Below are 13,733 nucleotides of genomic sequence, written 5' to 3' on the forward strand. Positions count from 1 at the left end.
GCTGGCGCCTATCTCCTGTAGCGGATGAGCGCCGCCTCCGGCGGAGCATAAGCGTCCGGGCAAGTCACCGTTAGCGCTTTATCACTGTCCGCTTTTGGCCGTTAGCTGTCAGGAGTGAAGGGTAGCTTTGGGTCGAAACCGGCCTCTGGTGAGCGGCTGCTTCCGACCCAAAGCAGGCACCTGATGCCAAGGCCGCTTCGCGACCCATCGGTCATTCAGGAATTGATATACCGGCATGAAATAGTGCCGCAATAATAAACGGAGACTTTTTCTCCAGGTATTCAGCCATCCCCCCCGTATTGCTCGCCTCCAATTGTAGCTTCAGCGCTTCATACTGCTGGCGGATCGAGGCATCACGCCTAAGCAAATCTCTGAACCCCAGCATCTGGGTGATCGTAAGGTGGCCACGGGTACAAGCGTGGAGCTTGTGCGTGCGAATTCCATCCACATTGCGCCGGTAGAAATGATGCCCCTCCGATAGATCACTTCCTCGTACATATCCCAAACCCATCAAAATCTCGTCCCGCTCCGAGGCATTGCTATGATCGCGAACTTCGATGAGCACATCGATCTCGGGCTTCGCCGCGAGCCCCTGAACAGAGGTACTACCAACATGGTGTATGGCAATCAGTTCATCGCCAAAGGCCGAAGCGATGATTGGCTTGTCTGCCAGAAAGCGAGCGGGCCACAAGGGGTTGTAGGGAGTGATCTTGCTGGTCAGTGCCATTTCCATTCCTTGGCGGCTAGTATCTAAGCCCTAAATGTTCCCTCAAAAAATGTGCATTCTCCAGGGACTGCTTACGAAAACCTCGGCAGTACGGCTATTCAGCAGATCGAATCAGGACCGTGTCGAGGTCGGGTAGGTATCCTGTCCAGCGTGCGCTTCTGGTCGTATGCTGTCCTCCACCAAGGGCCGCTTTGGGTCGAAAGCCACGGGTCGTGGATGACTGACTTCCTCAAGGTGTGAAGTTGCCCTTCGACTGCCATCTGATTTCCCCTCGCTATTCCAACGACTCAGATTCCTTGAGTCTACGCCATAAGAACTCCAGTGCTCGCTGGAATACGGGATGGCAATCGGCGTAGGGATGAATCGCCCCTGGTTCCGTAGACACCTCCAAGCCTCATAATGAGGCCCAAATAGGAGGTGCCATGAGTCGTCAGCGTTACCCTGAAGAATTCAAGATCGAAGCGGTCAAGCAAGTGACCGAGAAAGGCAAGCCTGTCGCCGACGTTGCCCAGCGCTTGGGCATGTCCGTTCACAGCCTCTACGCCTGGATCAAGCTCTACAGCAAACCCCAAGAGCAGCGTCAGCAAGACGATGACCAGCAAGCCGAACTGCGCAAGCTGCGCGCTGAACTCAAGCGCGTGACGGAAGAGCGAGACATCTTAAAGAAGGCCGCCGCGTACTTTGCCAAGGAGTGCGGCTGAAGTACGCCTTCATCAAAAAGCACTCGACCGATTACCCAGTGCGGCGTCTTTGCCAAACCCTCAAGGTGCATCCCAGCGGCTACTACGCCTGGCTGGCCGAGCCTCAATCTGCCCGAGCAAAAGAAGATCATCGTCTGCTTGGCTTGATCAAACATGCTTGGCTCGAAAGCGGAGGTGTGTACGGCTACCGCAAAATTCATGATGACCTGCGTGAGCTGGGAGAGACATGCGGGCGAAATCGAGTCGGTCGTTTGATGCAGGCAGAGGGGTTGCGTTCGCAAACGGGCTATCGCCGTCGTCCTGGGTTTTATGGCGGAAAGCCAACAGTGGCATCTCCCAACCACCTTGCCCGACAGTTCAAGGTCAGCGAGCCGAACAAGGTCTGGGTGACAGATATCACTTACATCCGCACCTATGAAGGATGGCTTTATCTGGCAGTAGTGCTGGATCTCTTCTCACGCCAAGTAATTGGTTGGTCAATGAAACCAAGGATGTGCAGCGACCTTGCTATCGACGCCATGTTGATGGCCGTTTGGCGACGCAAGCCACAGCAGCAAGTGATGATTCACTCAGACCAAGGCAGTCAGTTCAGTAGCTCAGAATGGCAAAGCTTCCTTAAGGCCAACAATGTGATCAGCAGCATGAGCCGACGGGGAAACTGCCACGACAATGCCGTAGCCGAGAGTTTTTTCCAGCTTTTGAAGCGGGAGCGAATCCGACGAAAGATCTACGCAACGCGTGACGAAGCCCGAAGTGATATTTTCGATTACATCGAGATGTTCTATAACGCAAAACGTCGACACAGCAGTGCAATGCAGCTGTCTCCAGTAGAGTATGAGAAACGCTATTTTCTGAGCTTGGAGAGTGTCTAGGAAGCTAGGGGCGATTCAGCGTCTCCTTAGCCCACACAGGTTTGCGCACTGTGGATCTAGACTAGACGAGAGAGGTGCACCGCAGGCCTATGAATCTGAAGGGAACACAGGTTTTTGGAAGAAAGCTCACAGGATCGTGAAAATGAACAGTGGCGGGTGTCGAAACAAATGCTTAATTTAACATAATACTCATTATGCGCATCTTCGTATGAAGCTACCGGGGCCGAGAGTGGGCAGATTTGAAGCCAGGTCCCTGGCCTCGATCACTGTGCTACAGCTCTTGCTTGGACCTCTGCGATGTAACGCAGCACAAACGGGTCTTGCGAGCCTCGCTCCCTGTAGCAGCCAACCACACTGGTCAACGCCCACCGCAACAATCTCATCAGCACTGGATCGGAAAATTTCCAGCTGCTCGGCTCGTACTGATACCGGCTATTGATGAACACCTCCCGATACCGTTCGACTAAACCTTCCTGGCTGTCCAGGGCCAGGGTTTGGCGAATGGTTGCGGGCATGGCATGAAACAACGTCAACAAGTCGTGAGCGTCATGCTTTTGTTTTGGTGGAATCTTACCGATTGACTGCTGGTGCTGATGAGCCGCTTTGAGCGCTTCGACGTCGAGCTTGTAGGTTTCGCTGGACGTCCCTTGGTGCTGATCTGGCACCGAAATAAAGCATTTCAGCAGGATTTCCATACCGATCGCTGCATTGGCCATGGCAACATGTGGGAGGTTTTGGGCGTCTAGAAGCTCAGCAGCCTTGAGTTAGCTATGGGCGCTTTCAAGCATCCAGCCTGGACAGTGAGTCATTGAATGGTACTCCTTGATGGTGACTGCGGCCGAAGGTAGCTCATTCTTGAACGCTAGCGTGCAAACGTGGGTGTTAGCGATCACGCATGAGCTACCCCTGGTTCAACAGATGAGCTACCCTGCCCTTATAATATGACTCCAATGAATAACTACACTAAATATTCATTTTGTTTAGTTATATAAATTGCTTGTCCTATCTACCCTCCTGACACTCTCAATGCCATTGCAGAATGGGCCACCCCGTCGCGTCAGCATGCGCCCGCAACACGGGATCAGGATTGACTGTATGCGGCTTGGCGACCAGCGAAAGCAACGGCAGGTCATTGCGCGAATCCGAGTAGAAGTAGGCACCGTCCAACCCCTCGCCCTGCTCTTGCAGCCAGCTGTGAAGCCGCGTCACCTTGCCGTCCCGGTAGGTCAATATCCCGCTGGTATTGCCGGTATAGGCGCCCTGCTGGTGTTCAAGGTCAATCGCCAGCACTTCTTCTACGCCAAGTTGTTTGGCGATACGGCTCACCAGGAAGTGCGCAGACGCTGAAATGATCAGCAGGCGGTCCCCCTCTTCGCGATGTCGCGCCAGGCAGGCAACAGCGTCTTTATGGATGCGCGGGGTGATGACATCTTCCACGAAGGGAGCCACCGCCTCGGCCACCTCCTCTATCGTGCGGCCCACCAGGGGTGAGAGGCTGAAGGTCATGTACGCCTCCATGGCCAACTTGCCTTGCGCATAGAGCGCCATGAGTTCGCGGTCGCGCTCGATGAAGCTCGGCCCATCGACCCAACCGAGCGCGGCCATATGGCTGCTCCACAGGCTGGCACAGTCGCCATCGATAAGGGTGTCGTCCAGATCAAACAGTGCGAGGGCCATTGGCCACCTCCAAGGTACGGAATCAAGGGGCGACGGCCTTTTCAGCCATCGCCGGGTGAAATGACAATGGGATCAGCGAGTGGTTTGCGCGGATGTCGCGACACTGCCAGACGTCGTCTTGAATTCACTGACAGTCGCCTGACTTGCTGGGCGGCTGTTCCAGAACGGCACCAGCAGCAAACTGGCGAGCAACGCAGCGCCGGTGAAGACGAAGCACACAGTGAGGGTGTCGAAGTAGCCAGGCAGCAGCCCACCGAGGATCGCACCCACCGAGCCGCACCCGTTGACGAAGCCTGTGGCGGTGCCCGCGGACTCGCTGGTGCCGAAATCAATGGCGGCGGCGCCGCTGATCATCGAGTCTGGGCCATACAGCGTGACACCCATCATGAACAGCAAGCCGACCACCAGGTAGATGTTGCCGCTTTGCATTGTCGGCACGAACAGTATCAGCCACAGGGTCAGCGCCAGCAGGCTGATCACGCAGGCCGGCATGCGCCGAGCGCCAAACAGTCTGTCGGAGACGATGCCGATCAGAATCGGGCCGACCAGGCCCGCGACTTCGAACGCGGACGGCACAATGGCCGAAGCCACTTTGCCGATACTCGGCATGCGCTCGTAGACGATCACCGGCCCCCACATCAGGATTGCATAGCGAGCAGGCTTGAGCAGGAAATACGCTATTCCCAGCACCAGGACCGTACGATTGGCGAGCACCTTGCGCAGCGCCGCCCAGTAGTTCTCCCGTGGAACGTCGGTGCGCCCGGCCGACTGCGCCTCGTCTTCGACGGCGGGCAACCCTACATCCTGCGGGCGGTTGCGTTGCAGCAGGAAGAACAGCACGGCAACCACGAGCACGACGCCCGCCGAGGAGATGAACGCCATGCGCCAATCATGGGAGATCTGGTACGCCCACCACCCGGCGAACGGCGTTGCGACCAGGCCGCCGAACGCGTAGCAGGTGCTCCAGTAGCCCAGCACGCGGCCGCGTTCACGGGTAGCGAAGAAGCATCCGATGTTCTTGCACAGCCCGGACCAGCCCGTGGATTGCGCCAACCCCTGAATCACCATGCAGCTGGCGAAGATCGGTAAAGTCGCGAAGGTGCCCATGGCCAGCGCGGCCAGGGCCGATACCACCAGCCCGCCAAGCACGACGACGCGGGTACCGTAACGGTCAGCGAAGACACCCCATGCGAACTGGCCTACGGCATAGGCGGCCAGATACAGCGCGTCGAGGTTGGCCATGGCCGCTTTGTCGAGCATAAAGCTGGGGTCTTCGGCGATGCCCAGCTTGGCAACCGAAAAGGCCTTGCGGGTGAAATAGAACGCGGCATAGGCCAGCCACGTGATGATGAATATCTGAACGCGCCAGTGTCGAAGGGATTTCCAGTCATGGCGGGCGTTCTCAGGACTCTTGTACATGTTGTTGTCCTCTGTTGATTACCGCGACGTAGGCCTGGCACCCCTGCTCTGCTCGATCAAGGCGCCTGCCGGTAGGTATCCGGAACTTGCGAACCTGATCTTATAGCCTGGTCTAGACCAAGACTTGACCCTGCACGGGCGTGTTCAACGTGCAAAGTCAATTTTCAGTTCAGCAGTCTTCGCTACGCCACTGCCGCGGGCTTACGCCAAACCAGCGGCGAAAAGCCCGGGAGAACGCACTGGTCTCGGAGTATCCGAGCAAACCCGCCAGGTCAGACACCGGCCGTTTGGGCTGTCGCAGGTAGTGCACCGCCAGATCCCGGCGGACCCTTTCGACCAACTGGCTGAAGCTCAAGCCTGCCTCGCGCAGGTGGCGCTGCAGCCCGGCCGGACTGAGCTCCAGTGCCTGCGCGATCCTCTCCAGGCAAGGCTCTCCACAGCTCAGGGCAAGGCGCACCTGAGTGTCCGCCTCATCCAGCAGGTTGCGCCGCTGATCGTGCGCGCCCAGGCGCTGGAGCACGTCCTGTACCAGAAACAGCAAATTGGCATCGCGCTCTGGCATCAGCTGATCTTTCAGGTCAGCCTTGGGGACGAGCATCGAGTTGCAACCGCGACCAAAATAGACAGGCGCGCCGAACGCCTGCTGATGCACTTGCCAGTCCTGTGGGCGAGCGTGCTCGAAGCTGACCGCGAACGGCGCCCAGTCCTTGCCCAGCACGTGGCGTATCAGGTTAAGCGCCATGCCCATGGTCAGTTCGGCATCCTGTCGACGCACCAGAATGGCGCTGTGCCGCACCTGGTAATCGAAGCGATAACACTCGCCGCAGTCGACCAGCCGTACCAAGGTATCGTGCTGGTGGTAAGGAAACGCCGCCGCGAAATTGCGCAGGGCGTCCTCCAGCACATTGGACAACAACCCGACATAGCCCAGCAGCCCTAGGGCTTGGGGCTGAAACTGCAGACCGTAGTGCAAACCGAAGTTATCGCAGTGCGACTGGCGGGCCGCCTCTTCCAGCACCTGGCAGTAATTGGTGAGCGGCAGGCTCAGCGTGGGTTGGCGCAAGCTTTCGGGATTGACCCCGGCCCGTCCCAGTATCAGGTCAATATCGCCTCCGACGCCAGTGACGAACCCCTCCAGCCCACTGGCAGCAGCCGACAGGACGCCGAGGTTGCCCGCAACTGGCGGGACGGTGCAGCAGAGCAGTGGAGAATGCATGGTCTAGTCCAGTTGAGGTTCGGTGCCTGAGTAATGCAAACACCATGCCCTGCCTTCACCCCTCAAAAAAGGCACTTTGCAGCCAGAGCTGCGGCAACGGAACTGGGGTAATGGGTAACATCGCGTAACAATCAGCCACGCGACTGCAAAGAACGCCAGAATACCTGCGACGGGTAGGCATGGTCGGTCTTTGGACAGCAGCCTGCCTGCGGATCCCTTGCGCCTGGATCCGCATAATCAACTGGGCTTGCTTGAACACCTGCGTGCTACTGGTCTAGACCTGTTGGCGAGCTTTCATGCTTTTATGGCTGCCATATGAATGCCCGCCTCTGAACCCAATCCTCAAACAAGGCCGCCAAAACGCTTGTAGAAGCCTTCATTCACATAAGGTAAAGGCCCATCAGCCGTCTCCAGCGCGGTATTCAGCCATTCTTCTGCCTTGGCAAACACCAGGCGATAGAGGTTACGGCACAACTGTCGCGCAGCCCTTCCCTCCCAATCCCCTGGCAGCAGCTCGTCTGGCAGCTGCGGATCGCGCAGCAGCAGCCGGCGGTATTCGTGAATCAGCAGCGTGCGTGCCAGGAAGCAATCCTGGGCATCGAGCTGTTGCTGCTCTTTCAAGCCTTGCCATAGCGGCCTGAACAGCTGGATGAACTCGCTGTACTGCTGCCCCAGTTCGTCGATACGCCAGCTTTCCCGCACCTGGGCGCGCATGGCCTTGGAGGCGAGCACCTCCTGGGTGTGGGTTTCAAAGACGATGCTGTCGTCGCTGGCCTCCAGGTCACGCAAGGTGGCGGCCAGGTCGGCGCGGTCTGCCCGTGGGCAGCCCAGCAGGTTCGGCGCCATGGCCCCAAACCCCTGCCACTCCAGCTCCTCACGCAAAGCCTTGCGCTTGCCGGCCTCCAGTTGCGAGAGCAACACCAGCGTCCAGGCACCGTCCCAGGCAGGCTGGCTGGGGCTGTAGACCCGTTTGAAGGCTTTCTCGAACCGCCGGCGGCCCGTACCGGTCAGGCTGTAGTAGCTGCGCCGGCCAACCTTTTCGGCGGTGAGCCAGCCTTCCTTGGTAAGGCGGAAGATCGACGTGCGAATCAGGCGCTCGTTGATGCCGATCGGCTCCAGCAGGTTGATCAGGCTACCCAGCCAGACGGTTCCGCCGTGGGGCTCGATGGCATCGCCGTACAAGGTGATGATCAGCGAACTGGCGCGGATCGGCGTCTGTTCCTGGAAGCGGGTGATCAGGTGATTCAGTGGGGCGAGATTGCTCATGGGCGAACTGTGCGCGGATAAAGCACCGACTATACCTGCGCGGCGGGCCGCCTGGCCATTGCGTGAGGTAGCCAGGCTCATGCCGATGCCTGGCCTTTGGGCCTGACGCCAGTGTCTACCATGCGTGGGCGCTCGGGCTCGACCTCGGCCAATGGCGGGCATTCGACCATGCTGTTCATGCAGCGTTGCGCCAGGTGCTGGTACTCCGCCGTGCCGCGCTGCTTCCAGGCCAGTTCCTGTTCGGTCAGCGGGCGCTTGACCTGGGCTGGCGAACCCATCACCAGGCTTTGCGCTGCACATTCGAAGCCCGCCTTGACGAATGCCGTGGCTGCGACGATGCAGCGTGGTGCCACATGGGCGCCATCCATCACCACCGCGTTCATGCCGATCAAGGCGTCTTCGCCCACCCGGCAGCCGTGCAGCACGGCACCATGCCCGACATGCCCGTTGCGTTCGACCACCGTGTCGCCACCCGGGAAGCCATGCATCACGCAGGTGTCCTGCAGGTTGGCGCCCTCCTCCAGCACGATACGGCCGAAATCCCCCCGCAGCGATGCCAGTGGGCCGACGTAGCAACGAGGGCCGACGATGACATCACCGATCAGTACGGCACTGGGGTGCACGTAGGCTGTCGGGTGAACCACCGGCGTCAGGCCGTCCAGTCGATAGCAAGGCATGGCAAAGCTCCTGAAATGATTTGAGATGCACATCGATCTTGTATCACAAAGTAATTGAGCGTCAATTGCAAGGCTTGTGTATCGCTTTTGCTGGCGTGATTGAACTCGCATAAACTCACCTAAATTCGCTGAAAAGTAGATGAATAAGCGATTCACCTGAATTAAAAGCCAATCTGCCTAAACCGCAATCAACACAAAAAGGGATACATGAAACAATTTTCAATGTTGCATTGATGTATCGCGTAATGCATATACTGGTTCCACCTGGACGTGATCCCGCATCACGCCCCTGCAAACAATTCCAAGAAATGCCGGCCCCACGATGTGCCGTGCGTGCAGCAAGAGGAACCCGACATGCCGCGATATCTCGATGTGCAGGCGCCTGAACACGGCGTCCAGCTCATTACCCTGCAACGGCCCGAGGCACTCAACGCCCTGTGCACCGAGTTACTGGCAGAGCTGGCCGCTGCACTGGAAGCGGCCGGGCAAGACAAGCAGACCCGCGCGGTGGTCATCACCGGCAGCCGCAAGGCATTCGCCGCAGGCGCCGATATCCGCGAGATGGCCGAGCGCGACCTGGTCGGCATCCTCAACGACCCCCGTGTGGCCCACTGGCAAAGCATCGCCGCTTTCGCCAAGCCGCTGATCGCCGCCGTCAATGGCTACGCCCTGGGTGGCGGCTGCGAACTGGTGATGTGCGCCGACATCGTCATCGCCGGCAGCGACGCCCGTTTCGGCCAGCCGGAAATCAACCTCGGGATCATCCCCGGCGCCGGTGGCACCCAGCGCCTGCTGCGGGCCGTAGGCAAGCCGCTGGCCATGCAAATGGTGCTGACCGGCGAGGCCATCAGCGCCCGGCATGCCTTGCAGGCCGGCCTGGTCAGCGAAATCACCCAGCCGGAACTCACCGTAGAGCGCGCCCTGCACGTCGCCCGCAGCATTGCCGCCAAGGCCCCGCTGGCGGTGCGCCTGGCCAAGGAAGCGCTGCTCAAGGCCGGCGATACCGACCTGGCCAGCGGGCTGCGCTTCGAACGCCATGCCTTCACCTTGCTGGCCGGCACTGCCGACCGCGACGAGGGCATTCGTGCCTTCCAGGAAAAACGCCAGGCCCGCTTCCAAGGCCGCTGATCATCTTTCCCTCGACTGACGGAGCGAGTCTGTCATGACTTTCCAGCACATCCTGTTTTCCATCGAGGACGGCGTCGCCCTCCTTTCGTTGAATCGCCCCGAACAGCTGAACAGCTTCAATACCGCCATGCACCTGGAAGTGCGCGAAGCGCTCAAACAAGTGCGCCAGAGCAGCGAAGCGCGGGTGTTGTTGCTGACTGCCGAAGGCCGTGGTTTCTGCGCCGGCCAGGACCTGTCCGATCGCAACGTCGCGCCAGGCGCCGAGATGCCGGACCTGGGCGAATCGATCGACACGTTCTACAACCCGCTGGTGCGCACCCTGCGCGACCTGCCGCTGCCGGTGATCTGCGCGGTCAACGGCGTGGCTGCCGGCGCCGGTGCCAACATCCCGCTGGCCTGCGACCTGGTGCTGGCCGCCCGCTCGGCCAGCTTCATCCAGGCCTTCTGCAAGATCGGCCTGGTGCCCGACTCCGGCGGTACCTGGCTGCTGCCGCGCCTGGTCGGCATGGCGCGGGCCAAGGCCTTGGCCATGCTGGGCGAGCGCCTGGGCGCCGAACAGGCCCAGCAATGGGGGCTGATCCACCGCGTGGTGGACGATGCCGCACTGCGCGACGAGGCCCTCACCCTCGCCCGCCAGCTCGCCACCCAGCCCACTTACGGCCTGGCCCTGATCAAGCGCAGCCTCAACGCCAGTTTCGACAACGGTTTCGATGAGCAACTGGAGCTGGAGCGCGACCTGCAGCGCCTGGCCGGGCGCAGCGAGGACTACCGCGAAGGCGTGAGTGCCTTCATGAACAAGCGCACACCGGCATTCAAGGGGCGTTGATCATGAGCGCACTCGCAAGCAATGCGCAGGTGGCGGTGATCGGTGCGGGCGCCATGGGCGCAGGCATCGCCCAGGTCGCGGCCCAGGCTGGCCACCCGGTAAAGCTCTACGACAACCGCCCGGGCGCTGCAGCCCAGGCGGTGGCCGGTATTGACCGGCAACTTGCTCGCCTGGTGGAAAAAGGCAAGTTGCAGGCCACCGAACGGGACGCAATCAGCGCCCGGCTGTGCCCGGTGGACGCCCTGGATGCCTTGGCCGATGCCCGCCTGGTGATCGAGGCCATCGTCGAGAACCTGCAGGTCAAGCAGGCGCTGTTCAGCCAGCTGGAAGCCTTGTGCTGCGCTGACTGCATCCTCGCCAGCAACACCTCGTCGTTGTCCATCACCAGCCTGGCTGCCGGGCTGCAACGCCCGCAGCAGGTGGTCGGCATGCACTTCTTCAACCCGGCACCGCTGATGGCCCTGGTCGAAGTGGTCTCAGGCCTGGCCACCGCCCCGGCCGTTGCCGCGTGCATTCACGCCACCGCCCAGGCCTGGGGCAAGCAGCCGGTGCACGCGCGCTCCACGCCGGGCTTCATCGTCAACCGCGTGGCCCGGCCATTCTATGCTGAAAGCCTGCGCCTGCTGCAGGAAGGCGCAGCCGATTGCGCCAGCCTCGATGCGCTGCTGCGTGATGCCGGTGGTTTCCGCATGGGCGCGTTCGAGCTCACCGACCTGATCGGCCACGACGTCAATTACGCCGTCACCTGCTCGGTCTTCGATGCTTTCTATGGTGACTTCCGCTTCCAGCCTTCGCTGGTGCAAAAAGAGCTGGTGGACGCGGGCCGTCTCGGGCGCAAGACCGGCCAAGGTTTCTATAGCTATGCCGAAGGCGCCGAACGCCCGCAACCAGCCGAACTGCATGGCGCCGCCATCGTGGATGCCTGCGTCGTCGAAGGCGACCTGGGGGTGATGCAGCCGCTGGTCCAGCGCCTGCGCCAAAGCGGCGTCGCCGTCACTCAGCGCGCCGGCAGCGGCCTGATCCAGGTGGGCGATGCCACCCTGGCACTGTCCGATGGCCGCCTGGCCAGCCAGCGCGCCCGGGAAGATGGCCTGCGCAACCTGGTGCTGCTCGACCTGGCCCTGGACTACGGCACCGCCACCCGCCTCGCCATCAGCTGGTCGGCCGACACCAGCGACAATGCCCGCGACCAGGCGGTGGCCTTGCTGCGGCGTGCCGGCCTGAAGGTAACCGCAGTCGCCGACCTGCCCGGCCTGGTGGTGCTGCGTACCGTGGCGATGCTCGCCAACGAGGCCGCCGATGCGGTGCTGCACGGCGTCGCCAGCGCCGACGACATCGACCTGGCCATGCGCGCCGGCGTCAATTACCCCCGCGGCCCGCTGGCCTGGGCCGCGAACATCGGTATCCCCCACACCCTGCGCGTGCTCGACAACCTGCAGCGCAGCTACGGCGAGAGCCGCTACCGCCCTTCCCTGCTGTTACGCCGCTGCGAAGCCAAAGGAGGCACCCTGCATGACTGAAGTCGAACTGGCACAAGCCTGTGCCGAGGCCATGTACGCCCGCGACCAGGCCACCCAGGGCCTGGGCATCCGCCTGCTGGAAGCCGGCCCGGGCCAGGCATGCCTGCGCATGCCGGTACGCGCCGACATGATCCAGGGCCATGGCACCTGCCATGGCGGCTTCCTGTTCGCCCTGGCCGACTCGGCGTTTGCCTTTGCCTGCAACAGTTACGACCAGGCCACCGTCGCCCTGGGCTGCAGCATCGACTACCTGGCCCCGGCGCTGCGCGATGACGTGCTTACCGCCCGCGCCAGCGAGGTCAGCCGCAAGGGCCGCACCGGCCTGTACGAGGTCCGCATCGAGAACCAGCGCGGTGAACTGGTGGCGATGTTCCATGGCAAATCCTACAAAGTGCGCGGCACTGTGCTGGCGCAGGAGACGCAAGATGACTGAACACACCCTGGCCGATGCGTTGATCATCGACGCCGTGCGCACACCCATTGGCCGTTATGCCGGGGCCTTGAGCGGCGTGCGCGCCGATGACCTGGCCGCCATCCCGCTCAAGGCCCTGATCCAGCGCCACCCCGAACTGGACTGGAAAGCCATCGACGACGTCATCCTCGGCTGTGCCAACCAGGCTGGCGAGGACAACCGCAACGTGGCGCACATGGCCAGCTTGCTGGCCGGGCTGCCGATCGAAGTGCCGGGCACCACCATCAACCGCCTGTGCGGCTCCGGCCTGGATGCCATCGGCAATGCGGCCCGCGCCCTGCGCTGCGGCGAGGCCGGGCTGATGCTGGCCGGTGGCGTGGAGTCGATGTCACGCGCGCCGTTCGTCATGGGCAAGTCGGAGCAGGCATTCGGCCGCGCAGCCGAGCTGTTCGACACCACCATCGGCTGGCGTTTCGTCAACCCGCTGATGAAGGCGGCCTTCGGTACCGATTCGATGCCGGAAACGGCCGAGAACGTTGCCGAACAGTTCGGTATTTCCCGCGCCGACCAGGACGCCTTCGCCCTGCGCAGCCAGCACAAGGCCGCTGCCGCCCAGGCCCGCGGGCGCCTGGCACGGGAAATCGTGCCGGTCGAGATCCCGCAGCGCAAAGGCCCGGCCAAAGTGGTCGAGCACGACGAACATCCCCGCGGCGACACCACCCTGGAGCAACTGGCCAGGCTCGGCACCCCGTTCCGCGAGGGCGGCAGCGTCACCGCCGGCAATGCTTCCGGGGTCAACGACGGTGCCTGTGCCCTGCTGCTGGCCAGCAGCGCCGCCGCCGACCGCCATGGCCTGAAGGCCCGCGGCCGCATCGTCGGCATGGCGGTGGCCGGGGTCGAACCACGGCTGATGGGCATCGGCCCGGTGCCGGCTACCCGCAAGGTGCTGGCGCTTACCGGGCTGTCGCTGGCCGACATGGACGTCATCGAGCTCAACGAGGCCTTTGCCGCCCAGGGCCTCGCGGTACTGCGCGAGTTAGGCCTGGCCGACGACGACGAGCGGGTCAACCGCAACGGCGGTGCCATCGCCCTCGGCCACCCGCTGGGCATGAGCGGTGCACGCCTGGTAACCACCGCGTTGCACGAGCTGGAAGAAACTGCCGGACGCTACGCCCTGTGCACCATGTGCATCGGCGTTGGCCAGGGCATCGCGATGGTCATCGAACGCCTCTGAGCGGTTCAGACCATCGGCTTGTTACCGAACCGAACGCAGCCGTATATGCTGCGCTCAT

At 61.7% G+C, this 13,733-nt stretch carries 13 protein-coding genes; 6 read left to right on the top strand and 7 right to left on the bottom strand.

The window, feature by feature from the left end:
• Positions 1 to 211: 211 nt before the first annotated feature.
• Complete coding sequence (locus MKK04_RS13325) at positions 212 to 727, bottom strand: GrpB family protein (protein ID WP_241105548.1); 516 nt, start codon at positions 725 to 727, stop codon at positions 212 to 214.
• 422 nt (positions 728 to 1,149) lie between these two features.
• Between MKK04_RS13325 and MKK04_RS13330 the strand changes: the two genes are divergently transcribed.
• Positions 1,150 to 2,300, top strand: a protein-coding gene (locus MKK04_RS13330) for an IS3 family transposase (RefSeq protein ID WP_241105549.1) whose coding sequence is annotated in 2 segments (ribosomal slippage) — positions 1,150 to 1,393 and positions 1,393 to 2,300 — 1,152 coding nt in all. Because the reading frame shifts where the segments join, the coding sequence is not laid out codon by codon here.
• Positions 2,301 to 2,563: 263 nt separating this feature from the next.
• Here MKK04_RS13330 and MKK04_RS13335 read toward each other — a convergent pair.
• The 6 genes from MKK04_RS13335 to paaY all read right to left on the bottom strand — a co-directional run bounded on the left by MKK04_RS13335 (position 2,564) and on the right by paaY (position 8,555).
• Positions 2,564 to 2,995 (bottom strand): hypothetical protein, encoded by a 432-nt coding sequence (locus MKK04_RS13335; RefSeq protein ID WP_241105550.1) that lies wholly within the window; start codon positions 2,993 to 2,995, stop codon positions 2,564 to 2,566.
• A gap of 328 nt (positions 2,996 to 3,323) precedes the next feature.
• On the bottom strand, positions 3,324 to 3,977 hold the full coding sequence (locus MKK04_RS13340) for an HAD family hydrolase (RefSeq protein ID WP_241105551.1): 654 nt from the start codon (positions 3,975 to 3,977) through the stop codon (positions 3,324 to 3,326).
• Between the two features lie 72 nt (positions 3,978 to 4,049).
• Positions 4,050 to 5,396, bottom strand: a complete 1,347-nt coding sequence (locus MKK04_RS13345) for an MFS transporter (protein WP_241105552.1) — start codon at positions 5,394 to 5,396, stop codon at positions 4,050 to 4,052.
• 169 nt (positions 5,397 to 5,565) lie between these two features.
• Positions 5,566 to 6,612 carry an AraC-like transcriptional regulator QhpR gene (gene qhpR / locus MKK04_RS13350; RefSeq protein ID WP_241105553.1) on the bottom strand — a complete coding sequence of 349 codons (1,047 nt, stop codon included), beginning with the start codon at positions 6,610 to 6,612 and terminating at the stop codon, positions 5,566 to 5,568.
• Positions 6,613 to 6,954: 342 nt separating this feature from the next.
• Positions 6,955 to 7,878 carry a phenylacetic acid degradation operon negative regulatory protein PaaX gene (gene paaX, locus MKK04_RS13355; RefSeq protein ID WP_241105554.1) on the bottom strand — a complete coding sequence of 308 codons (924 nt, stop codon included), beginning with the start codon at positions 7,876 to 7,878 and terminating at the stop codon, positions 6,955 to 6,957.
• Positions 7,879 to 7,955: 77 nt separating this feature from the next.
• Positions 7,956 to 8,555 (bottom strand): phenylacetic acid degradation protein PaaY, encoded by a 600-nt coding sequence (gene paaY, locus MKK04_RS13360; protein WP_063914653.1) that lies wholly within the window; start codon positions 8,553 to 8,555, stop codon positions 7,956 to 7,958.
• 354 nt (positions 8,556 to 8,909) lie between these two features.
• Between paaY and paaF the strand changes: the two genes are divergently transcribed.
• Genes paaF through pcaF form a run of 5 tightly spaced genes read left to right on the top strand, consistent with a single transcriptional unit; the run spans position 8,910 to position 13,675 of the window.
• The gene (gene paaF, locus MKK04_RS13365) at positions 8,910 to 9,683 is read left to right on the top strand and encodes a 2,3-dehydroadipyl-CoA hydratase PaaF (protein WP_241105555.1); all 774 of its coding nucleotides are present in this window, start codon (positions 8,910 to 8,912) and stop codon (positions 9,681 to 9,683) included.
• Positions 9,684 to 9,717: 34 nt separating this feature from the next.
• Entirely contained in the window at positions 9,718 to 10,509 is a 792-nt protein-coding gene (gene paaG / locus MKK04_RS13370) for a 2-(1,2-epoxy-1,2-dihydrophenyl)acetyl-CoA isomerase PaaG (protein WP_233687810.1), read from the top strand.
• A gap of 2 nt (positions 10,510 to 10,511) precedes the next feature.
• Positions 10,512 to 12,029, top strand: a complete 1,518-nt coding sequence (gene paaH / locus MKK04_RS13375) for a 3-hydroxyacyl-CoA dehydrogenase PaaH (protein WP_241105556.1) — start codon at positions 10,512 to 10,514, stop codon at positions 12,027 to 12,029.
• Positions 12,022 to 12,462, top strand: a complete 441-nt coding sequence (gene paaI / locus MKK04_RS13380; protein WP_207832005.1) for a hydroxyphenylacetyl-CoA thioesterase PaaI — start codon at positions 12,022 to 12,024, stop codon at positions 12,460 to 12,462. The genes paaH and paaI overlap by 8 nt, the downstream gene beginning before the upstream one ends.
• Positions 12,455 to 13,675, top strand: coding sequence for a 3-oxoadipyl-CoA thiolase (pcaF, locus tag MKK04_RS13385; protein WP_241105557.1), 1,221 nt, complete (start codon positions 12,455 to 12,457; stop codon positions 13,673 to 13,675). The genes paaI and pcaF overlap by 8 nt, the downstream gene beginning before the upstream one ends.
• The last annotated feature ends 58 nt before the right edge of the window (positions 13,676 to 13,733 follow it).

The sequence above is a fragment of the Pseudomonas sp. LS.1a genome, assembly GCF_022533585.1.
In the GTDB taxonomy this organism is placed as follows: domain Bacteria; phylum Pseudomonadota; class Gammaproteobacteria; order Pseudomonadales; family Pseudomonadaceae; genus Aquipseudomonas.